Below are 25,914 nucleotides of genomic sequence, written 5' to 3' on the forward strand. Positions count from 1 at the left end.
AGACCGATATGAACGCTATCGTCACCCAGATTCCGACCGAAGAAGAGATCGTACAACGCGCCCGCGACATGATCCCCATGCTGCGCGAACGTGCCGATGCCTGTGAGCAGGCCCGCATGGTCCCGAAAGAAACCATTCAGGCATTCCAGGAAGCCGGATTCTTCAAAATTCTGCAGCCCAAGCGCTGGGGCGGCTATGAAATGAACCCTAACACGCTTAACCGCGTTCTGATCGAACTGGCGCGCGGCTGCCCGTCCAGCGCCTGGAACGTGATGGTTCTGGGTGTCCACCCCTTTGAGGTAGGTTTGTTGCCTGAGCAGGTGGGCGACGAACTGTGGAGCGATGACAATACGCGCCTGGTTTCCTCTTCCTACGCACCGTTTGGTACTGTGGATGCGGTTGAAGGCGGTTATCGCCTGAACGGCGAGTGGCTGACTTCCAGCGGCTGTGACCATGCTGAAGGTGGTGCTTTTGTAGGTGGTCGGGTACAGGAGAACGGCGAGATGGTATTCCGCTCCTTCTGGATCCAGCGCGAACAGATCGAAGAGATCGTTGATGACTGGCACGTAGTCGGGCTGGCCGGCACTGGCAGCAAAAAGCTGGTGATCAAGGACGTTTTCGTACCGGCTTACCGCAGCCACGTGATCGGCGCCTACGACCAGGAATCCCACGGCCATGTGGAAAACCTGTATAAGGTCCCCTTCTTCTTCGTGTTCTACGCAGCCGTATCGTCCGTCATCATCGGCATGGCCCGTGGCATGGTCGATCTGTATGTGGAACATATGGTGCCGCGCCAGAACCTCAATCAGGCAGTGGGAGCTGCGGTCAACGATCCGTTCATCAAGGGCAAACTGGGCGAAGCCTTCGCCAAGATCACGGCGGCCGAAGCCCGCGTGCTTTCCAACACCGATGAGGCCTGGAGCTACGCTTCCCGTGGCGAACTGGTGCCGACCGATGTGCGTGTACGCCACTTCGCCACCAACCAGTTTACCGGTGGTGACTGCTTCGATGCGGCACATATGATCTTCAAAAAGACATCCACCCGCGGTGTCTGGCTCAACAATCCGATGCAGCGTCAGATGCGCGACATTCTGGTGGGTGCCAACCATATCACCCAGAACCAGGACAACATCGGTGACCTGCTCGGCGGTCAGCTGCTGGGCAACCCGCTACCCCAGCCCAACCCGTTTGGCGTCAAGGCCTGATGCTGTTGCCCCCGGCAGAAAGCCGGGGGCTTCTGATCCATAACAAGAGATAGCGCCATGAATCAGCACATCAACCAGTTGCTCGACTGGACACCCAACACCGAGCTGAATGAGAAACCGATGGTCAGCGCCGAAGAACACTGCCGGGGCATGCGACACTTCGCCATGGGCGTAAGTACCATTACCAGCGGTGACGACAAGGCACGCGCCGGTTTGACTGCTACGGCGGTCTGCTCAGTAACCGCCGACCCTCCTCGCCTGGTTGTCTTCGTCAACAAGGGCGTTTATGCCAGCGAACTGATCCTGAAAACCGGTGCCCTCTGCGTCAACGTCTTGGCTGGTGAGCAGGAAGACGTTGCCAAGGCCTTCGCCGGCATGATCAAGGACGTACAGGGTGAAGCCCGCTTTGAATATGGCCAATGGGATACACTGGCTACTGGCGCACCAACACTGCAGAGTGCACTGGCCAATTTTGATTGCCGCGTGGTCAAGGTATTTGACGAAAGCACCCATCATGCCTTCCTGTGTGAGGTGCTTGGGATGCGCGAGCGCGAAGATGGCGAAGCGATGATCTACCTCAACGGCGGCTTCCGGCAGATTCCGCAGTAACACGGACCTCGTTTTACACTCACCCTGGCCCATGCCGGGGTGTACTGCTTTAAGAGACTGGAGAATTAAATGAGCATCAACATCACTGAAGCCGACAGCAGCCACTTCATCGACATTACTCTGGATGGCCAGCCGCTCAAGCTGCACTACAACGACTGCGGCGAAGGCAGCGAAACGGTAGTCATGCTGCACGGCTCCGGCCCCGGTGCCAGCGGTTGGGCCAACTTCAACCGTAATATTGAACCGCTGGTCAACGCCGGTTACCGTGTCATTCTGCTCGACTGCCCCGGCTGGAGCAAAAGTGACTCCATCGTCTGCACCAGCTCACGTTCCGATTTGAATGCCCGTGCCCTTAAAGAAGTCGTCGATGCACTGGGGCTGGACAAAATCCATATCCTCGGTAACTCCATGGGGGGCCACAGCGCCGTGGCTTTCACACTGGAAAACCCCGAGCGTGTGGGCAAGCTGGTCCTGATGGGCGGTGGCACCGGTGGTGCCAGCCTGTTCACACCAATGCCAGCAGAGGGGATCAAGCTGCTGCAGGGTCTATACCGTGACCCGACCATCGAGAACCTGAAGAAGATGATGTCGGTGTTTGTGTTTGACACCGGCGACCTGACCGAAGAGCTGTTCCAAGCCCGTCTGGACAACATGCTCAAGCGCCGCGACCATCTGGAAAACTTCGTCAAGAGTCTTGAAGCCAACCCGAAACAGTTCCCGGACTTCAGCCCGCGCCTACCCGAAATCAAGCAGCAAACATTGGTCATCTGGGGCCGCAACGATCGCTTTGTACCGATGGACACGGGCCTGCGCCTGATTGCCGGCATTCCCAACTCCGAGCTGCATATTTTCAACCAGTGTGGTCACTGGGCTCAATGGGAACATGCCGACAAGTTCAACCGCATGGTGCTGGACTTCCTTCAGCACTGAGTCACAGTACTGACAAGCAGCAACGCCCGCCTCGCTCACACCTTTTCGGGTGGCGGTGGTGGGCAGTCTGAGAAAATACGTACCGTACAACTGTCACAGCGATCCCGGTCCAACATTGGGATCAGATCGGCCAACGCCGTTTTGGGCGTTTCATAGAAATGATCGTCGCCCAATGACTTCAGTGCCCCTGTGCGCTCCAGCTCATCCATTACCGTGCCCTTCAGTGAGCAGATCATCAGTTTTCCACCCAACCGCTCCAGCCGGTTGATCTCCTGATGCAGCATCTCGACACCGGCCACATCAATGAAGTTGATTCCCTTACCCACCAGCAAGATATGGCGCACCCCACTGCCCGGCGCCGTCAACTGCCGAATCTGCTGCTGCACATGGTCCACCGCACCAAAAAACAGCGATCCATCCACCCGGATGATCTTAAGCTGTGGGCACTCTTCAAGATTGTAGCGCTGAATATTGCGCATATGCCGACGCTCACTTTGCTGCAATGGAGCTACACGCACGATACGTGGCTGAGACGTGCGCCGCAGGTAGATCGCCAGCGACAGCAGCACACCAATATAGATGGCGAATTCCAGCTCAACCAGCAAGGTAGAAAACAGGGTCACCAGCAGGATCGCCGCTTCGGAGCGGCTGCTGGAGAGGATATGACGGATACTGCCAAAATCGATCAGATTCCAGGAAATCAGCAGAATGGAACCCGCCATGACCGACAGTGGCAGACGCTCGGTAATCGCCGGGGCCATCACCACAACCAGTGCCAGCATTACTGAGGCAAAGACAGTTGCCAATGGCGTACGCGCTCCTGCATCGTAGTTGGCACCGGAGCGGGTGAAAGAGCCAGTGCTGGCAAAGCAACTGAAGAAACTGCCTACCAGATTCGACATCCCCTGCCCGATCAACTCCTGATTGCCGTGAATATGCTGCTGAGAACGCACCGCTATCGCACGAGCGATCGACACCGCTTCGATCAACCCAAGCAAAGCGACCGCCAGCGCCCCCGAAGCCAGTGATTTTAGGCTGGCAAAGGAAAACTCGGGCAGCGATGGTACCGGTAGCTGCCCCGGCAATGCCCCCACATACCCCACCCTGCTGCCATCACTGTCCAGCAGAAAGCAGGCCAGACTGCCAGCGGCCATGCCGAGCAACAAATAAGGTAAACGGCGATTGATGCTGCGAACCACTACCGCAACCAGTATGGTAATCACCCCGGCCTGCACCGCGACCAGGTTGACCGACTCCCAGTGCGCCCAAAGTTGTTCAATGGTTTGCCAAAGAGATAGCCCTGAACCAAGCTCTACCCCCAACAGGTGCTTGAGCTGACTGGCGGCAATCAGAACCGCCGCCCCAGCAGTAAAACCGATCACCACCGTATGTGATATGAAATTGACCAGCGTACCAAGCCTGAATACACCCAGTGCCAACTGAATCACCCCCGTCAGCAGGGTCAGACTGATCATCAGTGCGATGTACTGCTCAGGCGTGTGGCTGCCCAACCCATTGATCACGCTCATCACAACAATTGCGAGTGCGGCCGTCGGACCCGAGACGAGATGCCAGGATGAACCGAACAACGCGGCAACGGAGCAAGAGACAATAGCCGTATAGATGCCATACTCAGGCGGCAGCCCGGCAATGAAGGCATAGGCCACCGCCTGCGGCAGCACCAGCACCAGCCCGGTCAGGCCAGCCATGAAGTCGGCCTTTAAGCTGTCCGGTGTAATTTGGCCACGCCAGCGCAGAAACGGCAAAAACTTCAGGATCAAGGGGGACATAACACCATCCCGTCAGGAAAATTCGGATGCGTATAGTGGCAGCTTAGGGCGGAAGAGACAAAAATGGGGCAATAAGCCCCATTTTTTAATTAACTGCAATCGCGTAACTGTTCACTTAGTACCCAAAGGCACAACCAGTACTGGACGTTTTGAATGCCCAAGCGTTTTGGTTGCCGTAGAGCCCAGCAGCATCTGCCCGATGGAGCTGTGCTTGCGCGTACCCATCACGATCACATCCGCATTGATTTCATCGGCAACCTTCAGAATGGTTCTCCAGGGTGTACCTTCCTCAACACGGGCGTTAATGTTCTTGAGACTCAGGACTTCATGCTCTTCCAGCTCATCCGCACAGAAACGCTCAATACGCTCCTGAATCTTCTCACTGAGCTGTTCCACACCCTTTTTCAGCAGCTCATCCATCTCTTCCTTTTCCATCATGTTGCTCAGCACGCTGCGGGTGGTGCCCGACAGCGACTCGATAACATGCAGATAGGTGATCTGGGAATCGGAGTAATGACCACACAGGCTTACCGCAGCGCGGAATGCCGGACGGGAGCCACTTTCAAGATCGGATACGTACAGAATCTTTTTTACATCTGGCAACATTGTTGAACTCCTTATCGGTACAAAGACCCGTTCGGACGCTGCACCGCCTTAGCGGTACAGCACCTCTGGCAGGATAAGCGCAATGGACGGGATGAAGATAATCAGCATCAGGCGCACGATATCCGCCATCCAGAAGGGTGTCACGCCCTTGAATATAGTCCCTGTTTTGATATCCCGCAGCACTGCACTGAGCACAAATACGTTCATGCCCACCGGAGGCGTGATAAGACTGATCTCGGTCACAACTACCACGACGATGCCGAACCACACCAGGTCATAGCCAAGCGAAGCAACAACCGGATAGAACACCGGCACCGTCAGCAGCATCATCGACAGACTTTCGAACACCATGCCCAGCACGATGTAGATCCCCATGATGGCAAAGATCACCACGATCGGCGCAACGTCCATGGAGGTCACGAAGTTCAGCAACATGTCCGGCAGACCCGCACGGTTGATGAAGTCGGAGAAGATCAATGCACCGATCACCACCGCGAACAGCATCGCCGAGGTGCGGGCTGTATCCGCCAGGGTATCGAACAGGGTCGACAGTGTCAGGCGGCCTCGGAACAGAGTGATCAGGAAGGCACCACCGGCACCAATGCCAGCCGCTTCGGTCGGGGTGAACACACCCAGATAAATGCCACCCATCACCACAGTGAACAGAATCAGAACACCCCAGACGCCTTTCAGCGCGACCAGTCGTTCAGACCACGGGGTCTTTTCACCGGCAGGGCCGGCTTTGGGGTTGCGCCAGACTACATAGCGTACCGCTGCCAAGTACAGCAGAATACCCAGGAAGCCGGGAATAAAGCCGGCCGCAAACAGTTCACGGATGGAGGACTCCGTCAGCAGGCCGTAGATCACCAGAATTACGCTGGGCGGAATCAAAATACCCAGTGTGCCACCTGCCGCAATGGAGGCCGCCGCCAGCGAGTCTGCATAGCCATACTTGCGCATCGGCGGCATCGCCACCTTGGACATGGTGGCCGAGGTTGCCAGACTGGAACCACAGATGGCGGAGAAACCACCGCAGGCCACGATGGTCGCCATCGACAAACCACCCTTGCGATGCCCCAGAAACGCATGGGAAACCCGATACAACTCATGCGACAAGCCAGAACGTGTTACCAGGTTGCCCATCAGAATGAACAGCGGAATCACCGACAGGCTGTATTCCTGTACGGTGTCGATCACGCGGTTGGAGGCCATCGACAGCGGGCCAGTCCAGCGGAAGCTGTCCAGATTGCCAAACTCCAGCCCCATCAGGGCCGAAAAACCAAAAAAACCGACCAGACCCATGGCGAATGCGATCGGCATCCGCACCACGATGATCAGAAAAAGCAGAACGGCAAAGCCGATCAAGATAACTGACATAATTCTACCCGTACCGGTTCTGGTTAGTGTTTATCCTGGAACAGGATGCGATACACGCCATAGGTGATCATGCCGAACGCGGTGGCCCAGCTCATCACGGCGATGTACATCACCACGTAACCGCTGGGCATCCCCAGAAACTCGGTCACGACTCCACGCCCAATCGAACGCTCACCCAGTTCGAAAATGCGCCAGGCCAGAAAATACAGTGAAGAGGACATCACCAACGCGGCAAACAGCGCCAGCACCTTTACAATCACCGATCCCAGAAAGCGATCCAGCAGATCGACCACAATGTGGCCCCCGCGCCAGGTCACCACCGGCATTGCAGCGAACACCATCACCGCCAAACCGATCTCGGTCAGCTCGGTACCGCCGTGCAGCGGGCTGTTGAATACATAACGACCAACCACATCGACACAGGTCAACGCCATCAGAATAAACAGCACAACAGACGCTACGACCTCAAGAAAAAAGGCCAGCCACAAGGCCGGCCCCTTCTCGTCGTAGTGCTTTTTAACCCAGGCACTTACGGACATGGATCACTCCTGCTTCTGAGCTTCGTACTCGCGTGCGATCTTGCGCAGTTCAGCCAGTGCGGCGGCGGCATCTACATCACGGTCGGAAACGCTGTCGATCCAAACCTGATCCATGCCTTCTGCCAGCTGGTTGAACTGCTGCACGAATGCAGAAGACTCATCATGCTCGATAACATTTACACCCTGTTCACGTGCAAACGCCAAACCATCGATGTCCGCCTGTTCCCATGCCTGACCGGCCAGTGCAGAAAGCTTTTCGCCCGATACGCTCATGATCGCTTCGCGATCTTTCGGGTCCAGATCAGCCAGGAAATCCGGGTTGATGAACATGGAGAAAGTACCCAGGTACATGCCGCCCGGGATCACATTCAGGGTATTGGTCACTTCAGCAAGACGCTGGGCCTTCTGCTCGCCCAGGGGCAGCAGTGCTCCATCGATAACACCCTGCTGCATCATCTCGTACACTTTGGTGGCCGGAGCTGCAACCGGGGCAATGCCCATGCGCTCACCGATCTCGGCTTGAACGCCACCACCGATGCGGATTTTCTTGCCCTTAAGTTCACCGATGCTATTGATCGGAGAAGTGGTCATCAGCTGGCCCGGACCATGAGTAAACATGCCCAGCAGCTCAAGACCTTCAAATTCATTCGCTTTGTCGAAGTATTTCTGTTGTACGTTCCACAGGGCAACAGAGGCAGCTTCGGCGCCTACGCCCATGCCCGGCTGTTCAGCCGCGATTGGCAGCTTGAAACGGCCCGGTACATAACCATGGTAGCTGAAGCCTGCATCGATAACGCCGTCTTCAACCAGCTGGAAATAGGTTTTCGGGTGACCCACATCATACTCAATCTTGACTTCGACACGACCTTCAGTGGCTTCTTCAACCCACTTGGCCCAGGTCGGCCATACAACAGCGTTCTGTACCGCTGTCGGCGGCAGCCAGGTACCTACGATCAGCGTGGTATCAGCTGCCAGCACATTGGCTGATGCAGACAGACCCACAGCCAGTGCTGCAGCTTTGGTGGCAAATTTTATTGTTTTAATCATGGTATTGCTCCTGCTTGTTGTGGTTATACGCGTTGTGATACTTATAAGTATAGTTTATTCACAATTATTGTATCATTTTATCGTTTTAAGCAAATAGCTGTTGTCACTTTCAACACAAAAGTTATCCAGCATTTTTGCTTCAGTGCCAGTAGCAGTCAACGGAAGTGCTGCTGCAGAGCCGATATCGTTTGGTCACGGTCCACGTCTGAAACTACAGACAGTTTGCCGGCCAGACAAGTGTAATATGCGTAACACTTTCACCAACCCATCCCTGGGTCAGTGATCTGCTTCAGCGGTACAGTACCTCTGGCAGGATAAGCGCAATGGACGGGATGAAAATGATCAGAATCAGACGCACAATGTCCGCTATCCAGAACGGTGTCACGCCCTTGAATATAGTTCCTGTTTTAATATCCCGCACCACAGCACTCAAGACAAACACGTTCATACCCACTGGAGGCGTGATAAGACTGATCTCGGTCACAACTACCACGACGATGCCGAACCACACCAGGTCAAAGCCCATTGAAGCGACAACCGGATAGAACACCGGCACCGTCAGCAGCATCATCGACAAACTTTCGAACACCATGCCCAGCACCACGTAGATGCCCATGATGGCAAAGATCACTACGATCGGTGCCACATCCATGGAGGTCACGAAGTTCAGCAACATGTCCGGCAGGCCGGCACGGTTGATGAAGTCGGAGAAGATCAGCGCCCCAATTACAACTGCGAACAGCATAGCCGAGGTACGGGCCGTATCCGCTAGGGTGTCGAACAGGTTGGTAAGGGTCAGACGACCACGAAACAGTGCAATCAGGAAAGCACCGCCAGCACCGATACCGGCCGCTTCGGTCGGCGTGAACACGCCCAGATAGATACCACCCATCACAACGGCGAACAGCACCAACACACCCCAGACACCTTGCATGGCGATCATGCGATCTTTCCAGGACGTACGTTCACCGGGAGGACCCGCTTTGGGGTTGCGCCATACGACATAGCGTACAGCCACCAGATACAGCAGGATACCCAGGATACCGGGGATAAAACCGGCCGCAAACAGTTCACGGATGGAGGACTCCGTCAGCAGGCCGTAGATCACCAGAATTACGCTGGGAGGAATCAAAATACCCAGAGAACCACCTGCCGCAATGGACGCCGCCGCCAGTGAATCGGCGTAGCCAAATTTGCGCATGGAGGGCATGGCTACCTTGGACATGGTGGCCGAGGTTGCCAAGCTTGAGCCACAGATGGCCGAGAAGCCACCACAAGCAACTACCGTTGCCATCGCCAGGCCACCCTTACGGTGCCCAAGGAAGGCGTTGGATACCTGATACAGCTCTTGGGACAGGCCCGAGCGAGTCACCAGGTTACCCATCAGAATGAACAGCGGAATCACCGACAGGCTGTATTCCTGTACGGTGTCGACCACACGGTTGGAGGCCATCGACAGCGGACCAGTCCAGCGGAAGCTGTCCAGATTTCCAAATTCCAGCCCCATCAAGGCCGAAAAACCAAAAAAACCGACCAGACCCATGGCGAATGCGATCGGCATCCGCACCACAATGATCAGAAAAAGCAGAACGGCAAAGCCGATCAAGATAACTGACATAATTCTACCCGTACCGGTTCTGGTTAGTGTTTATCCTGGAACAGGATGCGATACACGCCATAGGTGATCATGCCGAACGCGGTGGCCCAGCTCATCACGGCGATGTACATCACCACGTAACCGCTGGGCATCCCCAGAAACTCGGTCACGACTCCACGCCCAATCGAACGCTCACCCAGTTCGAAAATGCGCCAGGCCAGAAAATACAGTGAAGAGGACATCACCAACGCGGCAAACAGCGCCAGCACCTTTACAATCACCGATCCCAGAAAGCGATCCAGCAGATCGACCACAATGTGGCCCCCGCGCCAAGTCACTACCGGCATTGCAGCGAACACCATCACCGCCAGACCGATCTCGGTCAGCTCGGTACCGCCGTGCAGCGGGCTGTTGAACAGGTAACGGCCTATGACATCGACACAGGTCAATGCCATCAGAATAAACAGAACGAGGGAAGCCACTGCTTCGAGGAAAAAGGCCAACCACAAGGCTGGCCCCTTCTCGTCGTAGTGCTCCTTAATCCAGGCACTTACGGACATGGATCACTCCTGCTTCTGAGCTTCGTACTCGCGTGCGATACTGCGCAACTCTTCCAGAGCGGCACGGGCATCAACACCACGGTCGGAAACACTCTCGATCCAGGCGTCGTCCATACCCTTGATCAACTCATTGAACTCTTGTACCAAAGCAGAGTCGGCTGTCAGATTCTTGATCGTTACACCGGCTGCACGGGCCGCTTCAAAGCCCTCTTTATCTGCCTCATCCCAGGCACGACCGGCCAAAGCAGACAGTTTTTCACCGGATACGCTCATAATGGCTTCGGCATCTTTCGGGTCCAGCTCTTCCAGGAAGTAAGGGTCGATGAACATGGAGAAGCTGCCCAAATACATGCCACCCGGCAGCACGGTCAGGTTCGGTGCCACTTCAGTCAAACGCAGCGCTTTCTGCTCGGTTACCGGCATGAACACACCATCGATAACACCCTGCTGCATCATTTCATAGACCTTGGAGCCAGGGGCTGCAACAGGGGTGATGCCGATGCGCTCACCGATTTCGGTCTGCACACCGCCACCGATGCGGATTTTTTTGCCCTTCAGGTCAGCCAGGCTGTTGATCGGGTCGATGGAGTGAATCTGACCAGGACCATGCGTCAGCATGGCCAGCAGCGTCAGGCCTTCAAACTCGCCTGCATCGGCGAAATATTTTTCCTGCACACGCCACAGCGCAACAGATGCCGCCTCGGCGCTGACACCCAGCCCCGGCTGTTCAACGGCGATCGGCAGCTTGAAGCGACCCGGCACATAGCCGTGATAACTCCAGCCCGCGTTGATGACGCCATCTTCAACCAGCTGGAAGTAAGTCTTGGGATGTCCGAGATCCTGCTCGATCTTGACCTTGACACGCCCTTCGGTCGCCTCCTCAACCCACTCGGCCCAAGTCGGCCACACAATGGTGTTCATCGGGTTGCCCGGCGGCTGCCAGGTACCGACTACCAGTGTCGTTTCTGCGGATGCGCTCGCTGATGCAGCCATCCCCAGTGTCAGGGCAGCAGCGCCCACCAGCGACTTGAAAAAGGTTTTCATGGTCTGTCTCCTGAATCTAAAGTCTGTTGCTCGGAAGTGGTTTAAAGGCCGTTTATCCAGCCAATATCGGGCCTGATACGGTGCTCCGCTCTGGCCACGCTTGTTATGTATTCGCCGGCTGCCGCTCAGGATTTGGCGGCAAACAGGGCGTGAATATTGTTCTTATTGAACTTGAGCACAGGGTCAAGCTCAGTCATTTCAAACGAAATCTGGCAGTAACTGTTGTCGGTGATCGGTTTCATCCAATCGCACAAAATACGAAAGACGTTTTCCGCAACCTCCTGCTTCAGCGCCATATCTCGGCCATGTCCGATCTTCAGGTTCAGGTTCAGGAACGCAAAGTCCTCACGACCGTCAGCCACCCGAAAATCGTTACAGCGAATGGCACGGCTGCGCACGCCACCCAGCGGAAAGTGTCCGGTGGACACCACATATTCATGCAGCGCCTTGAACAGTTCCTGGAATTCCAGTCGATCGTGCAGGTTGCCAGAATACTCAACGATAAAATGGGGCATGGCTCCACTCCTCCAGATGATGGATGCGCCTGCAGAACCGGACCACATGGAAGTCCCGGCACTACGGCCAAACAGGCGGAATCTAATTAACATATTAACTTTTGTCAATACGATGACAGTGACACCTGCACAGCTTTTGGGCGCGCCGTGCACAAGAATAGATCCGCTAAAAATCGGCCTGACATTGTCGCAGATAGCGTTATGCCTGTGTGGACAAGTTGCCATGAGGTTCACTCTGTGCACCGCACAATGGCACGAATCAGCGTGAGGTATTGACTTACTTAACATCTTAACTAAAATGAATTTCAGATAACCTGTGCAGAAAAACATGGCACAGAGCGCGAACAAACCGGACAACAAGAAAGGTGCATCCGAGCATGTTGAATAAAGAGCAGATCCAGGCCGCGGCCGATCGTCTGTATGAAGCCGAAGTCAACCGCAAGCAGATCCCGGCGCTCACACTGGACCACCCCGATATGAACATGGCTGACGCCTATGCCGTGCAGAAAGCCTGGGTTGATCGCAAGATCAGTGAAGGACGCAAGGTGATCGGTTACAAAATCGGCCTGACCTCTCGCGCCATGCAAATGTCCTCCAACATCGACGAGCCAGACTATGGCGTGTTGCTGGACGACATGTTGTTTGATGACGGCGCCACCATCAAGGCATCCGATTTCCTCGACCCGCGTATCGAAGTGGAACTCGCTTTTGTTCTGAACAAGCCGCTGTTCGGCGAGAACGTCACCATCTTTGATGTTATCAACGCCACAGACTACGTCATCCCGTCACTGGAACTGATTGCCGCTCGCTGCCTGCGTACCGACCCGGAAACCGGCTACACTCGAAAGGTGTATGACACCATTTCCGACAATGCAGCCAACGCCGGCATCGTCATGGGCGGACGCCCTATCAAGCCGATGGACATCGATCTGCGCTGGGCCGGTTGCATGCTGTACCTGAATGGTCAGATCGAAGAAACCGGCCTTGCCGGCGGCGTACTGGGCAACCCGCTTAAAGGGATCACCTGGGTATGCAAGCGTTTTGCACCGCACGGTATTGGCCTGGAGCCTGGTCAGGTGATTCTGTCCGGTTCCTTTACCCGTCCGGTACCGGTCAAGGCCGGCGATACCGTTCACGCCGATTTCGGCTCTCTGGGCGGTGTGACACTGCACTTCGAATAAGCTTGTGCCGACAGGAGATCGCAGTATGGAACTGCCGAAAAACCGCTTCAAGCAGGGTCTGGCCACCGGCGAAACCCAGTACGGCCTGTGGCTGGGTCTGCCGGACAACAGCGCGGCTGAAATCGCCGCCGTTGCCGGTTTCGACTGGCTGCTGATCGATGGTGAGCATGCACCTTTCGATCTGCGCACCATCATGAGCCACCTACAGGCGATCGCACCTTATGACACCGCACCGATCGTGCGCTGCGTTGAAGGCAATACCGCTCTGATCAAGCAGCTGCTCGACATCGGCGTACAGACACTGCTGGTGCCGATGGTTGAAACCGCCGAGCAGGCGGCCCAGCTGGTACAAGCGGTACGATATCCGCCACAGGGCATTCGTGGCTTGGGCACTTCCCTGGCCCGCGCCGCACGCTGGAACCAGGTGCCGGGTTACTTGAAAAAGGCCAACGATGAAATCTGCCTGATCGTACAGGTGGAGACCGCAAGCGCCATGCAGAATCTGGACTCCATTCTGAAAGTAGAAGGTGTCGATGGCGTATTCATCGGCCCGTCCGACCTGTCTGCCTCCATGGGCTACATCGGTGATGCCGGTAACCCGGTGGTGGTCGAGACCATCAACAAGGGCCTGAACAAGATTCGCGATGCCGGCAAGTATGCCGGTCTGCTCTGCCTGGACCCGTCCCTGGCAGAGACCTATGTCCAGCAGGGTGCCAACTTCGTGGGTGTCGGTGTCGACACCATGATTCTGGCCAACGAAACCCGCAAGCTGGCACAGCGCTTCAAACAGGGCGCTCCGGTTGAAGACGAAAAACCTCAGGCCGGCTATTAATTGCCGGTCATAACACGAGAAGGTTAATCATGACTGCAAACACTCTGGTCAACAGTAAGCTGGTCTGTGTCACCCTGAACGACAAGGCGCAGCTGGCTGCTCTGGACGCCACATTCAACGACGCCCCCTACAAAAAGCCGCCGACTCAACCGGTTCTGTATTACAAGCCGCGCAATACCTGGAGTGTTGACGGTGCTGAAGTCGAGTGGGCCAAGGACTTCGACGGCAACGACGTTGCCGAAATGGTTGTCGGCGCCAGCCTCGGCGTGGTGATCGGCAAGGAAACCTGCCGTGTATCCGCTGAAGAAGCGCTGCAATACGTCGGCGGCTACACTGTCGTGGCCGACTACTCCCTGCCAGAACAGAGCTATTACCGCCCCGACATCAAGGGCAAGTGCCTGGACGCATCTGCACCTGTAGGTCCTGAAATCGTTGCCGTTGACAAGATCGCCAACCCGGACGCCCTGACTGTGACTGTCAGCGTTAACGGCGAGCAGAAAAGCAGCTTCGAGCTGGCCAACATGGAGCGCAGTGTTGCCGAGCTGATCAGCATCATTTCACGCATCATGACCCTGCAGGCAGGCGAAATCATCGCAGTCGGCTTCGCCGGTGATCGCGTTGCCGTTACCAAGGGTGACAAGGTAGAAGCAAGCATCGAGGGTGTCGGCACCCTGAACAACACGCTGGGAGGTGCCTGAGCCATGAGACACGCACGTATCGTATTTGACGGCCGCGAGCTGGACATCGACATTGACGCCAACGATCGCATCACCACATCAGAAGGTGAAGTGCTGAACGTGGCGCTGGATTCTGACCAGATCACTTGGCTGCCGCCGGTAAAAGAACCGGGTACCATTTTCGCGCTGGGCATCAACTATGCCGATCACGCGACTGAACTGGCGTTCGAGCCGCCGAAAGAGCCGCTGATCTTCATCAAGCATGCCAACACGCTGACCGGCCACAAGCAGGTGAGCTACCGTCCCGACTGTATCGAGTACCAGCACTACGAGTGTGAACTGGTTGCGGTCATCGGCAAGACTGGCAAGAACATCAAGCGTGAAGATGCGCTGGACTACGTTGCCGGTTACACCGTCTGCAACGACTTCGCGATCCGCGACTATCTGGAAAACTACTACCGTCCGAACCTGCGCGTGAAGAGCCGTGACTCTCTGCTGCCGATGGGCCCCTGGATCGTTGATACTGCGGATATTCCCAACGCCAACGCGCTGAAACTGACCACCACGGTCAATGGCAAACTGACTCAGGACGGCAGCACCAAGGACATGATCTTTGACGTGCCCTTCGTGATCGAATACCTGAGCAAGGTCATGACCCTGAACCCGGGTGACATGATCTGCACCGGCACGCCGCACGGCATCGTTGACTGCCAGCCCGGCGACACCATCGTCTGCAGCATCGAAAATGTCTGCTCCCTCGAGACCCGCATGGTCAGCGAGCAGGAATACTACGGCGACAAATACTAAGAGCTTCAGGAGACTAGAATGAGCGATACACTGGCAACCAATCTGGAACGCGCCCAAAAATACCTGGAGCGCTTCAAGAACAACACCACCGGCCACTACATCAACGGTGAATTCACCCTAGGTAACGGCGGCAAGGAATACGACAACTACACGCCGACCGACAACAGCTCCATCGGCAAGGTCATGGCCGGCTCCGTTGCCGACATGGACGCCGCCTGTCAGGCCGCTGAAGACGCCTTCGAAGCCTGGTCCAACACTCCGGGCGCCGAGCGCAAGCGTCTGCTGAACAAGTTTGCCGACCGTCTGGTCGAGCGTGCCGACGAAATCGCACTGGTTGAGTCCATGGACTGCGGTCAGGCGATCCGCTTCATGAAGCAGGCCGCCCTGCGCGGTGCCGCCAACTTCCGCTTCTTCGCCGACAAGGCACCGGAAGCGCAGAACGGCCTGGCGCTGCATCAGGACGAGCACACCAACTACACCATCCGCAAGGCGATCGGCCCGGTCGGCATCATCACACCGTGGAACACGCCGTTCATGCTGTCCACCTGGAAAATCGCCCCGGCACTGGCCGCAGGCTGCACCGTGGTACACAAGCCTGCTGAACTGACCCCGCTGAGCGCCTACATCCTGGCTGAAATCGCCGATGAAGTGCTGCCCAAGGGCGTATGGAACATGGTTAACGGCTTCGGTGAAGGCGTTGGCAAACGCATGACCGAACACCCGGCAATCAAGGCCGTGGCTCTGGTGGGCGAGTCCGCTACAGGTTCACACATCATGCGCCAGGGTGCTGACACGCTGAAACGCATGCACTTCGAACTGGGCGGCAAAAACCCGGTTATCGTATTTGACGATGCCGACTTCGAACGCTCCCTGGACGCTGTTGTGTTCATGATCTACAGCCTGAACGGTCAGCGTTGCACCTCTTCCAGCCGCCTGCTGATTCAGAGCGGCATCCGCGACAAGTTCATCGCGGCGCTGGAGCAGCGTGTACGCAACCTGCGCGTAGGTCACTCGCTTGACCCTGAAACCGAAGTGGGCCCGCTGGTCGCCACCGAACACTTCAACAAGGTGCTGAGCTACTTCGATATCGCCAAGGAAGATGGTGCCAACATCGCTGTTGGCGGCAAACGCATCACCGATGCCAAGGCTGAACTGGACCCGGCCGGCAACTATGTTGAACCGACCCTGTTCACTGGCGCTGACAACAAGATGCGCATCGCCCAGGAAGAGATCTTTGGCCCGGTACTGACCGCCATCACCTTCGATACCGAAGAGGAAGCGATCGCCATTGCCAACGATACCCAGTACGGCTTGTCCGGCTATATCTGGACCGAGAGCACCGGTCGCGCCATGCGCATGGCCAAGCACGTCGAAGCCGGCATGCTGTGGGTGAACTCCGAAAACAACCGTAACCTGCCGTCTCCGTTCGGTGGTATCAAGATGTCCGGTATCGGCCGTGACGGCGGTGACTGGAGCTTCGACTTCTATATGGAAACCAAGAACGTCTGCATCGCGCACGGTACTCACCGCGTACCGACACTCGGCAAACGCTAAGCCTTGTCGATACGGCTCTGCCGGTACCTTCGGGCCCCGGCAGAGCCGCCTCCCTCCGACATCATATCTGCTATAGTCGCCCTATGAGCGCCAGCGATCACAGCGAATGGATTCCCAACATCATCCTGGGACAGGATTACGACCGTCGATACATCGACGCGCCGATCCATTATGACGTGCTGGAAAATCTGGCCGTATTCTTCGGCCGCGACATGCCGGTACATCGTCACGCCCAATACCTGCAGATTCACTACATCGACCGAGGCGAGATCAGCTTCCATATCGATGACAAAATCTACCACGCACAGGGCCCCAGTCTGATTTTGACCCCCCCCTCCGTCCCCCATTCCTTTCTGACCGAACCCGAAGCCTGCGGCCACGTACTAACGATCCATCAGTCCATTGTCTGGCAGCTGCTCAAGGATGGTTTGCAGCAGGAGATGGATACCGAGCTGAACCATGGTATCTGTATTGTGCGTGCCGAACTGGAACCCAGGCAGCGTACCCAGTGGCCATTGATTACCCAGACGTTCCGCAACCTCAAGGTGGAATGGTTCAGAGAGCACCCGGCCAAACGGCTGGCGTTGCATACTCTGGTAAGGCTTTTACTGATTCAAATCAGTCGTCTGTCAGCCAAGGAGGCGGAAAGCACCACCGTCAACAACGATGATCTGCAGATCTTTCGACGCTTCTCAGACCTGATCGAAGGACACTACCGTGAGCACTGGCACCTGCCGGAGTACACCGACCGGTTGGGTATTTCAGAAAGTCGGCTGCACCAGATCTGTCAACGTGTCTCCAACCGCTCCCCCAAAAAGCTGATCCACGACCGCATAATTCAGGAAACCAAACGGCTGCTTACCTTCAGCAATCTATCCAGCAGTGACATCTGCTATCAACTGGGATTTTCTGATCCTGCCTATTTTTCCCGCTTTTTCAAGCGCCATACCGGCGTCACCGCTCAGCGTTATCGGAGCGAACAGCAGTAACACCCGCTGGACTGTTAGTTAATACATTAATAAAATGCTGCCATGCAACAGAACCCAACAGCCGGTGAACGCTCCGGAGTCGCCATAGACACCCTTTCAGGCCTGCTGATCTTTGCCACTTTGGTCATGGCATTGATCGACACTTTCGACCTGGCCGTGCTAGCCCTGCCGGCAACACTCACGGCCTGGGCCTTTGTGCTGCTCGAATACCTGCGCCTGAACCGCAAGCAACGCATTCAGATCAGCGTACTCTGTGCCATTGGAGCGGCCTTTACCGGCTGGGCGTGGAGCCAGGGCTCTGATGCACAATTGATTGACTTGCTGGGCGAGCACCTCAAACTTGCGATGCTGCTGGCGGCCGTGAACTTCATCCGCCTCAGTACACAACTGGCACCGGCCACCGACTCACCCGGTCCGCGAAGCTTTCTGCTCACGCTCGGCGGGATGCACCTGTTTTCGTCCGTGGCCAACTTTTCATCCATGCTGCTGGTGGGCGAGCAGATCAAGCGCAAAGGAACACTTAGCCCGTTATCACAGATCATTCTGGCACGCGGCTTCAGCCTTGCGATCATGTGGTCACCCTTTTTGAGCATACTTCCGCTGGTGCTTGAGCAGGTGCCCGGTGCCGAACTCTACAGTATCTATCCGTTCTCGGCCGCACTGGCAGTGATCGGCCTGTTGCTCACTTTTCTGGACGTGCGCCATCGACATAACGACGAATATCACCACTATTCAGGCTTCCCCATGACACTGGGCACCCTGTTGCTCCCGCTGTGCCTGATCAGTACAATCCTGCTCGCTGCATGGATTTGGCCACAGTTGCCAACCGTGGGTGCTGTGTCATTGCTGGCGATACTGACACCACTGATGCTGCTGACGCTACGCCGCGGCCCGTTACAGGCGACATCCCGGGTGATTGAGCATATCACCCAACGCCTGGCGGACACTCGCGCCGAAATATCACTCTTTCTAAGTGCAGGCTTTCTTGCGGCCGGGGTCAAGGCATGCATTGCTGTCGGGCTGATCGATCTGCCATTCACCCACACCGATGCGACGGTGGCATCGATGGTGATGATCTCGATCGTGGTGCTTGCCTACCTGGGCATTCACCAGTTCGCGCTGGTGGCGATCTGCGCCGGTCTACTGGCTGATGTCACCACGGCCCCGACACTGATGGCGATCGCCTATATAGTGGCCACATCGGCTTCCATGTCCGGCAGCACCTTCAGCGGGGTAAACTTTATTCTTCAGGCGCGTTTTGCCTGCCCGGCGCGCAGCTTGCTGAGAAACAACCTGAACTATTCAGTGATGATGCTGGTCGCGGCCAGCCTGCTGATGTACTTAATGCAGTATATGGGGGTCCGGTGACCATCCTGCAGCCGATACGAACAACAGGTAATGAGACACTGATGCGCAAATACGAAGACTCCATCCCCCTGAAACTGCTGAAGGCGCGTGAAGTGACCATGAGCTTCTTCCGCCCTGTGCTGCAGGAGATTCCGCTTACCGAACAGCAGTGGCGCGTGATTCGTGCCCTGGATGAACACGGTGAACTTGAGTCCAAACAACTGGCAGACCTATGCTGCATACTCAGCCCCAGCCTTACCGGCATCATCAGCCGGCTGGAGCAGCAGGATTACATTCAGCGCCGCCGCTCGCCGGAAGATCAGCGCCGCGTGCTGATCAGCCTGACCGACAAGGCCAAGCAGATGTTCGACAGCATTAGTCCCTCACTGGAAGCCTGCTACCAGCAGATCACCGAGCAGTTCTCCAAAGAGAACATGGAGCAGCTGGACAAGCTGCTGAATCAGCTCTGCCAGATTAAACCCTGACACCCGTCAATAATCTTCAAGGTTGAACGCGCCGCCCCTTTTGGACGGCCGTTGACTTTAGATAATATGTTAACTAGCATTACTTAACATGTTAACGAAAGACAGCCCGGGTTTTCGCACCTGCAAAAACCTTGATCGCGGCGCAAAAAAACCTCGATCATGCCGGGCATGTCCCACAATAAAGAAGGTGTTAACCATGGGCGAAATCGTATTAGCTGCAAAAGTGACTCACGTACCGACCATGCTGCTGTCAGAGCAGCCGGGCAAACTTCAGGGCTGCCGCCAGCAGGCAATCGACGGTCACCGTGAGATCATGCGCCGTGCGCGTGAAATGGGTGCCGACACGGTTGTGGTGCTGGATACCCACTGGCTGATCAACGCCGGTTATCACATCAACAGCAACCCGGTATTCAAGGGCAAGTTCACCAGCCACGAGTTCCCGCACTTCATCCAGAACCTGGAATATGAGTACAAGGGCAACCCGGCGCTGGGCGATGCGATTGCGGCCAAGGCCACCGAAAAAGGTGTTTTCACCCTCTCCCACCAGGTTGAAACGCTGGACCTTGAGTACGGCACACTGGTGCCCATGCACTTCATGGAGCCCGGTGATATGCCGATCGTATCTGTTGCGGCCTTCTGTACCGTTCACAACCTGCAGGACTCTCGCAAGCTGGGTGAGGCGATCGCCGAAGCGGTCAAGGAAAGCGACTGCAAGGTCCTGCTGCTGGCTTCCGGCTCCCTGTCACACAAGATCTGGGAAAACGAGCTCTACGAAGCGAACAATGGCACCTTCACCATTTCACGCGAATTCAACCGTCAGGTCGATCTGCGCGTGCTGGAGCTGTGGCAGAACGGGGAAATCGATACCTTCCTGAAGATGCTGCCCGAGTATGCCCAGCACTGCTCAGGTGAAGGCGGCATGCACGATACTGCCATGCTGTTCGGTGCCCTCGGCTGGGACAAGTACACCGGCAAGGGCGAGTTGATCGGCGAGTACTTCCCAAGCTCCGGTACCGGCCAGGCCAACGTTATTTTCCCGGTACAGTAAGTTACACATCCGCCGGGGTTTCACCTCCCCGGCGGTCGATTCAGCCAGTTCTCACTCATAACCCAACACTATAAGCAGGCGGAGACCCATCCATGCTGCAGACATCCTACCCCTACTACCTGGCCAACGAAGCCCTTGCTCCGAACCAGGACCTGGTAGTTTATGACAAATTCTCCGGCGAAGCGGCCACCCGTGTCGCCATGGCTGATGCGGCTGCCATCGACAAGGCTATCGCAGCGGCTGACGCTGCCACCGAGCCGATGCGCAAGCTACCGGCCTACAAGCGTCAGGCCATCCTGAACCACTGCGTGAAGCGTTTTGAAGAGCGTGCCGAAGAGCTGGCCGTAGCCCTCTGCATCGAAGCTGGCAAGCCGATCAAGGACGCCCGCGGTGAAGTCACCCGCCTGATCGATACCTTCCGCATTGCCGCTGAAGAAGCCGTTCGCATCGGCGGTGAAGTGGTACCGATGGATATCAGCCCCCGTGCCGAAGGTTACACCGGCATGTGGAAGCGCGTCCCTATCGGTGCCTGCTCTTTCATTTCACCGTTCAACTTCCCGCTGAACCTGGCGGCTCACAAGGTAGCTCCGGCGATCGCAGCGGGCTGTCCGTTCATCCTGAAGCCGGCCAGCCTGACGCCGATCGGTGCGATCATCATCGGTGAAGTACTGGCCGAAACCGATCTGCCCAAGGGCGCATTCTCCATTCTGCCCTGCCACCGCGACGGTGCCGACCTATTCACCACCGACGACCGCCTGAAACTGCTCAGCTTTACCGGTTCTCCGGACGTGGGCTGGCAGCTGAAGGCCAAGGCCGGCAAAAAGCCGGTAGTACTGGAGCTGGGCGGCAATGCGGCCTGCATCGTTGACGAAGGCACTGATCTTGACGATGCCGTTGCCCGTATCGTTTTCGGCGCCTACTACCAGTCTGGCCAGAGCTGCATCAGCGTTCAGCGCATCATGGTGCACGAAGCACACTACGATGAAGTCCGCGAGAAGCTGTCCAAGGCCGTTAATGCCTTGGTTCACGGCGATCCGAAAGACGAGAACACCTTCATCGGACCGATGATCTCCGAGAAGGAAGCCACCCGTCTGCATAACTGGGTACTGGAAGCGAAGGAAGCCGGTGCCACCATTCTGGCTGGCGGTGAGCGCGAAGGTGCCATGCTGCAGGCAACCCTGCTTGAAAACGTGGATGCGGATCAGAACGTCAACACCCAGGAAGCCTTCGGCCCGGTGGCAATCCTGTCCAAATTCACCGACTTCGATGCCGCGCTGAAAGAGGTCAACAACTCTGACTTCGGTCTGCAGGCTGGCATTTTCACCCGCGATATCTACAAGATCCAGAAAGCCTGGGACGAGCTGGAAGTCGGCGGCGTGGTGATCGGTGACGTACCGTCCTGGCGTGTGGATCACATGCCGTACGGCGGCGTGAAGGACAGCGGCCTGGGTCGTGAAGGCGTTCGCTATGCGATCGAGGACATGACCGAGCTGCGCCTGCTGGTAATCCGCGATCCCAAGTAAGTGCTGTCCGGTGCAGTCCTGCAAGACTGCACCGGTTGCCTGACCGGCCGAGATATCGTGAAACCGAATCCACCTGTTGCCCTGCTGACACTGATCGCCATGGCCAGCCCACTGGCCCTGAATGCATTCGTGCCGGCAATGCCGGATGCAGCCGCTGCGCTGGATGCGGATATCGCCACCATTCAGCTGACCTTTACCTGCTACCTGTTGACACTGGCCATTGGCCAGTTGATCACCGGACCGCTGGCGGACTATTTCGGCCGTCGTCCGGTACTGCTGGCAGGTCTGGGTCTACACACGCTGGGCAGCCTGTTGGCTGCTTCAGCAGATGGAGTCGAGATGCTGATTGCAGGGCGTGTCCTGCAGGCGTTGGGTGGCAGTACATGCATGGCGCTGGCACGCACCATCATTTTGGATGTGCATGGCCGTGAGGGGGCAGCCGGGCGCATGGGCTACGTGGTCATGGCCATTGCCATTGCGCAGGCCATTGCGCCCACCATCGGGGGCTTCCTGAACCTTTGGACGGGATGGAACTCAATATTCTATATGTCCGTGTTCATGGGCGCCCTGGTATGGCTGGTCGCACTGCGCATGTTGCCGGAAACCAGTCGCGCCCGCAGTGACAGCCTGCATCTCGGAGGCATCCTGAAACGGTATGGTGAGGTACTGGGATCAGGCCAGTATCTGGGCTACGTGTTATCCACCACGGCCATCGCAGCGGCATTCTACCTCTTCGTTGGCAGCAGCCCCTATATCGTGACAGACCAGCTGGGCGGCAACTCGGCCGTGTTTGGCAGCTGGTTTTTGACGGTGTCGCTGGCCTTCATGGCGGGCAGTTTTCTGTCAACACGGCTGGCTAAGCTGTTCAGCGTTGACCAGATGGTCCTGTGCGGCAACTTGCTGTCGCTGTTGGGTGCGGCATTGCTGCTGGGCCTTTCACTGCTAAACGCGCTTAGCCTGGCAGGGCTGTTCCTGCCCATGGCCCTGGTTATTTTTGGCCGCGGCTTGAGCCAGCCGAATGCCCAGTCGGCCGCCATCAGCAGCAGTGACAGTTCGGCCGGAACCGCATCAGGACTGATGGGATTCATCCAGCTGTTGACAGGTGCCGTCATCGCCCAGCTTGTCCCCATGCTGCTGGATTATGGCACTACACTGGTATTCTGCTGCATTCTGGCAGCACCCGTGGTTGCATTGCTGGCACATTACAATGCCTGGCGCAGGCGACACGACAACGCTGCCCAATAATGCGCAGGGACGCCCACAAGACTATATCGGTCAATGACCCAAGACTATGCTGACCGGATTACGGCCCGCCGTTCCGGTGATAACAAAAGAGGAAAATTCGATGGGTAAACTCGCATTAGCTGCAAAAATCACCCATGTACCGTCCATGTATCTGTCTGAACTGGACGGTCCGCAGAAAGGCTTCCGTCAGGCGGCCATCGACGGACACCATGAAATCAGCCGCCGCTGCCGCGAGCTGGGCGTTGACACCATCATCGTGTTCGATACCCACTGGCTGGTAAACGCAAACTACCACATCAACTGTGCTGCGCATTGGGCCGGCAACTACACCAGCAACGAGCTGCCGCATTTCATCTCCAACATGGAGTTTGAATACGATGGTAACCCGGAGCTGGGCCGCCTGCTGGCCGAGGAATGTAACGTTCAGGGCGTCGAAACCCTGGCCCATGATTCCACCAGCCTCGACCCGGAGTACGGCACCCTGGTACCGATGCGCTACATGAACCAGGATCGCCATTTCAAGGTGATCTCGGTATCTGCCATGTGCACCGTGCACTACCTGAATGACAGTGCGCGTCTGGGCTGGGCCATGCGCAAGGCAATTGAAGAAAAGTACGACGGTACCGTTGCCATTCTGGCGTCCGGCTCCCTGTCGCACCGTTTCGCTCAGAACGGTCAGGCACCGGATTTTGCCACCAAAACCTGGTCACCGTTCCTTGAGCGACTGGACCACCAGGTGGTCGAGATGTGGGAAAACGGTGAATGGGAAGACTTCTGCGAAATGCTGCCCGAGTATGCCGTGAAAGGCCATGGTGAAGGTTTCATGCATGACACCGCCATGCTTCTGGGTGCCCTGGGCTGGTCTGAATACGACCAGAAAGTAGAAGTGCTGACCCCCTACTTCGGCAGCTCTGGTACCGGCCAGATCAACGCAGTTTTCCCGGTGTCTCCCGTTACTGGTGAGAAGGTTCCGGGGCCTCAGGCGTCCGTCACCAAATCCTTTGCGCCGGGTGCAAGCCGCATCTGATACCCGATGACAACGACTCCAACGGCCTGCACCTGCAGGCCGTTTTCGTTTGGGCACTGAGCGCACAACTCTTTGTTAATATATTAAACAGATTATCCACAGTGGTAAGATCTTCTCATAACAACCCAACATCTGACCGGGAGACTCACGGATGTCATCGGTAGCCAACCCCCAACGCCTGATCGTACTGCTGGCCGCACTGGTCGCTTTCGGCCCATTGTCGATTGACATGTACCTGCCCAGTTTGCCTTTGATCGCACAGGATCTGCAGGCCCCAGAATCCAGTATCCAGCTGACCATCAGTGCCTTTCTGATCGGTTTGTTCATCGGCATGCTGTTTTACGGCCCGCTGTCGGACAAGTACGGTCGTCGTCGCCTGCTCCTTGGCGGCATCACACTGTATCTGGTCGCCAGTATCGGCTGTATGCTGGCGACCAGTGCCGAGTGGCTGATCGCTGCACGCTTCCTGCAGGCATTGGGTGCAGCTGCCGCCTCGGTGTTGGCCCGCGCCATTGTGCGTGACCTGTTCCCGCTGAACGAGGCCGCCCGGGTGCTTTCGCTGATGCACCTGGTCACCATGATCGCAACCTTGGTTGCACCACTGGTCGGTGGCTACCTGATCATGATCTCTGACTGGCGCTCGCTGTTTGTCGTGCTGTTCATCTTCGCAGCAATTGTACTGCTGGCCAGTGCCTGGAAAATTCCTGAAACCCATCACGGCGATTCACGCCGCGCCAGTGTACTGGCGGTGTTTCAGGCTTATCTCAGGATTGGTCTGCAGCCGGTGGCAATCGGCTACATTCTCTGCATGTCGCTGACCTTTGCCGGCATGTTCGCCTATATCACGGCATCGCCGTTTGTATACATCGAGTACTTTGGTGTCAGCCCGCAGAGCTATGCCTGGCTGTTCAGCCTGAACATCGGCGGCGTCATCGTATTGGTGAGCTTGAATGCCCGTTATGTGGGACGATTCGGCACCCAGAAACTGCTTCTCGCAGGCGCTTCTCTTGCAGCCTTTTCAGGACTTTTGCTGACCTTCGCTGGTATTACCGAGATCGGCGGCCTGCCCCTGATTGTGGTGGCACTGCTGGGCTTTGTCAGCGTTACCGGTGTACTCGGTGCCAACTGCATGGCAAGCCTGCTGTCGCGCTATCCGGAACAGGCCGGTGCCGCAGCCGGACTGGCGGTTGCCTGCCAGTTCGGTCTTGGGGCTCTGGCAAGCTCCATCGCCAGTACTCTGCACGATGGTACAGCCTTGCCTATGGCGCTGATCATTGGTCTGACCGGCTGCGGCTCACTGGCGGCTCTTGCCCTGACCCGTCGTTCTGCAGCCTGAGCCTGGCTGAACTATACTTGGGCTGTCGGTTACTTTTTGATCGA

The 25,914-nt window shown here is 56.7% G+C and carries 25 protein-coding genes; 16 read left to right on the forward strand and 9 right to left on the reverse strand.

Going from position 1 to position 25,914, the window contains the following annotated elements:
• Positions 1–8 precede the first annotated feature (8 nt).
• From ACAM29_RS10300 to ACAM29_RS10310, 3 genes are all read left to right on the forward strand, one after another.
• Positions 9–1,205 (forward strand): acyl-CoA dehydrogenase family protein, encoded by a 1,197-nt coding sequence (locus ACAM29_RS10300; RefSeq protein ID WP_206839961.1) that lies wholly within the window; start codon positions 9–11, stop codon positions 1,203–1,205.
• Between the two features lie 57 nt (positions 1,206–1,262).
• Positions 1,263–1,814, forward strand: a complete 552-nt coding sequence (locus ACAM29_RS10305) for a flavin reductase family protein (protein WP_369624059.1) — start codon at positions 1,263–1,265, stop codon at positions 1,812–1,814.
• A 69-nt stretch (positions 1,815–1,883) separates the two neighbouring features.
• The gene (locus ACAM29_RS10310; protein ID WP_206839958.1) at positions 1,884–2,744 is read left to right on the forward strand and encodes an alpha/beta fold hydrolase; all 861 of its coding nucleotides are present in this window, start codon (positions 1,884–1,886) and stop codon (positions 2,742–2,744) included.
• Positions 2,745–2,779: 35 nt separating this feature from the next.
• Here ACAM29_RS10310 and ACAM29_RS10315 read toward each other — a convergent pair whose 3' ends face one another.
• From ACAM29_RS10315 to ACAM29_RS10355, 9 genes are all read right to left on the reverse strand, one after another.
• Positions 2,780–4,534, reverse strand: a complete 1,755-nt coding sequence (locus ACAM29_RS10315; RefSeq protein WP_369624060.1) for a SulP family inorganic anion transporter — start codon at positions 4,532–4,534, stop codon at positions 2,780–2,782.
• Positions 4,535–4,645: 111 nt separating this feature from the next.
• Positions 4,646–5,140: a universal stress protein gene (locus ACAM29_RS10320; RefSeq protein ID WP_369624061.1), complete on the reverse strand. Its 495-nt coding sequence runs from the start codon at positions 5,138–5,140 to the stop codon at positions 4,646–4,648.
• A 48-nt stretch (positions 5,141–5,188) separates the two neighbouring features.
• A complete protein-coding gene (locus ACAM29_RS10325; protein WP_369624062.1) occupies positions 5,189–6,517 on the reverse strand; it encodes a TRAP transporter large permease in 1,329 nt (442 codons plus the stop codon).
• A 23-nt stretch (positions 6,518–6,540) separates the two neighbouring features.
• Complete coding sequence (locus ACAM29_RS10330) at positions 6,541–7,056, reverse strand: TRAP transporter small permease (RefSeq protein ID WP_369624063.1); 516 nt, start codon at positions 7,054–7,056, stop codon at positions 6,541–6,543.
• 3 nt (positions 7,057–7,059) lie between these two features.
• Positions 7,060–8,103 carry a TRAP transporter substrate-binding protein gene (locus ACAM29_RS10335; protein WP_369624064.1) on the reverse strand — a complete coding sequence of 348 codons (1,044 nt, stop codon included), beginning with the start codon at positions 8,101–8,103 and terminating at the stop codon, positions 7,060–7,062.
• A 289-nt stretch (positions 8,104–8,392) separates the two neighbouring features.
• Complete coding sequence (locus ACAM29_RS10340; protein ID WP_369624065.1) at positions 8,393–9,721, reverse strand: TRAP transporter large permease; 1,329 nt, start codon at positions 9,719–9,721, stop codon at positions 8,393–8,395.
• 23 nt (positions 9,722–9,744) lie between these two features.
• Complete coding sequence (locus tag ACAM29_RS10345) at positions 9,745–10,260, reverse strand: TRAP transporter small permease (RefSeq protein ID WP_091827983.1); 516 nt, start codon at positions 10,258–10,260, stop codon at positions 9,745–9,747.
• A 3-nt stretch (positions 10,261–10,263) separates the two neighbouring features.
• Positions 10,264–11,304, reverse strand: a complete 1,041-nt coding sequence (locus tag ACAM29_RS10350) for a TRAP transporter substrate-binding protein (RefSeq protein ID WP_369624066.1) — start codon at positions 11,302–11,304, stop codon at positions 10,264–10,266.
• Between the two features lie 125 nt (positions 11,305–11,429).
• The gene (locus ACAM29_RS10355; protein ID WP_091827985.1) at positions 11,430–11,819 is read right to left on the reverse strand and encodes a 5-carboxymethyl-2-hydroxymuconate Delta-isomerase; all 390 of its coding nucleotides are present in this window, start codon (positions 11,817–11,819) and stop codon (positions 11,430–11,432) included.
• 377 nt (positions 11,820–12,196) lie between these two features.
• On the opposite strand from ACAM29_RS10355, the gene hpaH reads away from it, so the two are divergent.
• The 13 genes from hpaH to ACAM29_RS10420 all read left to right on the forward strand — a co-directional run bounded on the left by hpaH (position 12,197) and on the right by ACAM29_RS10420 (position 25,870).
• Entirely contained in the window at positions 12,197–13,000 is an 804-nt protein-coding gene (hpaH, locus tag ACAM29_RS10360) for a 2-oxo-hept-4-ene-1,7-dioate hydratase (protein WP_206839944.1), read from the forward strand.
• Positions 13,001–13,025: 25 nt separating this feature from the next.
• On the forward strand, positions 13,026–13,832 hold the full coding sequence (gene hpaI, locus ACAM29_RS10365; protein WP_369624067.1) for a 4-hydroxy-2-oxoheptanedioate aldolase: 807 nt from the start codon (positions 13,026–13,028) through the stop codon (positions 13,830–13,832).
• 29 nt (positions 13,833–13,861) lie between these two features.
• On the forward strand, positions 13,862–14,530 hold the full coding sequence (locus ACAM29_RS10370; protein ID WP_369624068.1) for a fumarylacetoacetate hydrolase family protein: 669 nt from the start codon (positions 13,862–13,864) through the stop codon (positions 14,528–14,530).
• Positions 14,531–14,533: 3 nt separating this feature from the next.
• Entirely contained in the window at positions 14,534–15,316 is a 783-nt protein-coding gene (locus ACAM29_RS10375; RefSeq protein ID WP_369624069.1) for a fumarylacetoacetate hydrolase family protein, read from the forward strand.
• A gap of 18 nt (positions 15,317–15,334) precedes the next feature.
• Positions 15,335–16,870, forward strand: a complete 1,536-nt coding sequence (gene hpaE / locus ACAM29_RS10380; RefSeq protein ID WP_369624070.1) for a 5-carboxymethyl-2-hydroxymuconate semialdehyde dehydrogenase — start codon at positions 15,335–15,337, stop codon at positions 16,868–16,870.
• A gap of 83 nt (positions 16,871–16,953) precedes the next feature.
• A complete protein-coding gene (gene hpaA / locus ACAM29_RS10385; RefSeq protein ID WP_369624071.1) occupies positions 16,954–17,859 on the forward strand; it encodes a 4-hydroxyphenylacetate catabolism regulatory protein HpaA in 906 nt (301 codons plus the stop codon).
• A 42-nt stretch (positions 17,860–17,901) separates the two neighbouring features.
• The gene (locus tag ACAM29_RS10390; protein ID WP_369624072.1) at positions 17,902–19,227 is read left to right on the forward strand and encodes a hypothetical protein; all 1,326 of its coding nucleotides are present in this window, start codon (positions 17,902–17,904) and stop codon (positions 19,225–19,227) included.
• A 41-nt stretch (positions 19,228–19,268) separates the two neighbouring features.
• The gene (gene hpaR, locus ACAM29_RS10395; RefSeq protein WP_354410454.1) at positions 19,269–19,691 is read left to right on the forward strand and encodes a homoprotocatechuate degradation operon regulator HpaR; all 423 of its coding nucleotides are present in this window, start codon (positions 19,269–19,271) and stop codon (positions 19,689–19,691) included.
• Between the two features lie 196 nt (positions 19,692–19,887).
• On the forward strand, positions 19,888–20,739 hold the full coding sequence (gene hpaD, locus ACAM29_RS10400) for a 3,4-dihydroxyphenylacetate 2,3-dioxygenase (protein ID WP_091827997.1): 852 nt from the start codon (positions 19,888–19,890) through the stop codon (positions 20,737–20,739).
• A 92-nt stretch (positions 20,740–20,831) separates the two neighbouring features.
• Positions 20,832–22,262: an aldehyde dehydrogenase family protein gene (locus tag ACAM29_RS10405; protein ID WP_369624073.1), complete on the forward strand. Its 1,431-nt coding sequence runs from the start codon at positions 20,832–20,834 to the stop codon at positions 22,260–22,262.
• A gap of 57 nt (positions 22,263–22,319) precedes the next feature.
• Complete coding sequence (locus tag ACAM29_RS10410) at positions 22,320–23,507, forward strand: multidrug effflux MFS transporter (RefSeq protein WP_091828014.1); 1,188 nt, start codon at positions 22,320–22,322, stop codon at positions 23,505–23,507.
• 100 nt (positions 23,508–23,607) lie between these two features.
• The gene (gene hpaD / locus ACAM29_RS10415) at positions 23,608–24,534 is read left to right on the forward strand and encodes a 3,4-dihydroxyphenylacetate 2,3-dioxygenase (protein ID WP_369624074.1); all 927 of its coding nucleotides are present in this window, start codon (positions 23,608–23,610) and stop codon (positions 24,532–24,534) included.
• A gap of 151 nt (positions 24,535–24,685) precedes the next feature.
• On the forward strand, positions 24,686–25,870 hold the full coding sequence (locus ACAM29_RS10420) for a Bcr/CflA family multidrug efflux MFS transporter (protein ID WP_091828000.1): 1,185 nt from the start codon (positions 24,686–24,688) through the stop codon (positions 25,868–25,870).
• Positions 25,871–25,914 lie beyond the last annotated feature (44 nt).

It is taken from the genome of Marinobacterium sp. BA1 (genome assembly GCF_041155135.1).
Taxonomy (GTDB): domain Bacteria; phylum Pseudomonadota; class Gammaproteobacteria; order Pseudomonadales; family Balneatricaceae; genus Marinobacterium; species Marinobacterium iners.

Coding starts and splice junctions, on each gene's coding strand:
- ACAM29_RS10355 (WP_091827985.1), bottom strand. CDS start 11,819: ATGCCCCATTTTATCGTTGAGTATTCTGGCAACCTGCACGATCGACTG.
- ACAM29_RS10325 (WP_369624062.1), bottom strand. CDS start 6,517: ATGTCAGTTATCTTGATCGGCTTTGCCGTTCTGCTTTTTCTGATCATC.
- hpaR (WP_354410454.1), top strand. CDS start 19,269: ATGCGCAAATACGAAGACTCCATCCCCCTGAAACTGCTGAAGGCGCGT.
- ACAM29_RS10320 (WP_369624061.1), bottom strand. CDS start 5,140: ATGTTGCCAGATGTAAAAAAGATTCTGTACGTATCCGATCTTGAAAGT.
- ACAM29_RS10375 (WP_369624069.1), top strand. CDS start 14,534: ATGAGACACGCACGTATCGTATTTGACGGCCGCGAGCTGGACATCGAC.
- hpaH (WP_206839944.1), top strand. CDS start 12,197: ATGTTGAATAAAGAGCAGATCCAGGCCGCGGCCGATCGTCTGTATGAA.
- ACAM29_RS10350 (WP_369624066.1), bottom strand. CDS start 11,304: ATGAAAACCTTTTTCAAGTCGCTGGTGGGCGCTGCTGCCCTGACACTG.
- ACAM29_RS10370 (WP_369624068.1), top strand. CDS start 13,862: ATGACTGCAAACACTCTGGTCAACAGTAAGCTGGTCTGTGTCACCCTG.
- hpaD (WP_369624074.1), top strand. CDS start 23,608: ATGGGTAAACTCGCATTAGCTGCAAAAATCACCCATGTACCGTCCATG.
- ACAM29_RS10420 (WP_091828000.1), top strand. CDS start 24,686: ATGTCATCGGTAGCCAACCCCCAACGCCTGATCGTACTGCTGGCCGCA.
- hpaE (WP_369624070.1), top strand. CDS start 15,335: ATGAGCGATACACTGGCAACCAATCTGGAACGCGCCCAAAAATACCTG.
- ACAM29_RS10390 (WP_369624072.1), top strand. CDS start 17,902: ATGCAACAGAACCCAACAGCCGGTGAACGCTCCGGAGTCGCCATAGAC.
- hpaD (WP_091827997.1), top strand. CDS start 19,888: ATGGGCGAAATCGTATTAGCTGCAAAAGTGACTCACGTACCGACCATG.
- ACAM29_RS10315 (WP_369624060.1), bottom strand. CDS start 4,534: ATGTCCCCCTTGATCCTGAAGTTTTTGCCGTTTCTGCGCTGGCGTGGC.
- hpaA (WP_369624071.1), top strand. CDS start 16,954: ATGAGCGCCAGCGATCACAGCGAATGGATTCCCAACATCATCCTGGGA.
- ACAM29_RS10335 (WP_369624064.1), bottom strand. CDS start 8,103: ATGATTAAAACAATAAAATTTGCCACCAAAGCTGCAGCACTGGCTGTG.
- ACAM29_RS10340 (WP_369624065.1), bottom strand. CDS start 9,721: ATGTCAGTTATCTTGATCGGCTTTGCCGTTCTGCTTTTTCTGATCATT.
- ACAM29_RS10345 (WP_091827983.1), bottom strand. CDS start 10,260: ATGTCCGTAAGTGCCTGGATTAAGGAGCACTACGACGAGAAGGGGCCA.
- hpaI (WP_369624067.1), top strand. CDS start 13,026: ATGGAACTGCCGAAAAACCGCTTCAAGCAGGGTCTGGCCACCGGCGAA.
- ACAM29_RS10310 (WP_206839958.1), top strand. CDS start 1,884: ATGAGCATCAACATCACTGAAGCCGACAGCAGCCACTTCATCGACATT.
- ACAM29_RS10330 (WP_369624063.1), bottom strand. CDS start 7,056: ATGTCCGTAAGTGCCTGGGTTAAAAAGCACTACGACGAGAAGGGGCCG.
- ACAM29_RS10300 (WP_206839961.1), top strand. CDS start 9: ATGAACGCTATCGTCACCCAGATTCCGACCGAAGAAGAGATCGTACAA.
- ACAM29_RS10405 (WP_369624073.1), top strand. CDS start 20,832: ATGCTGCAGACATCCTACCCCTACTACCTGGCCAACGAAGCCCTTGCT.
- ACAM29_RS10305 (WP_369624059.1), top strand. CDS start 1,263: ATGAATCAGCACATCAACCAGTTGCTCGACTGGACACCCAACACCGAG.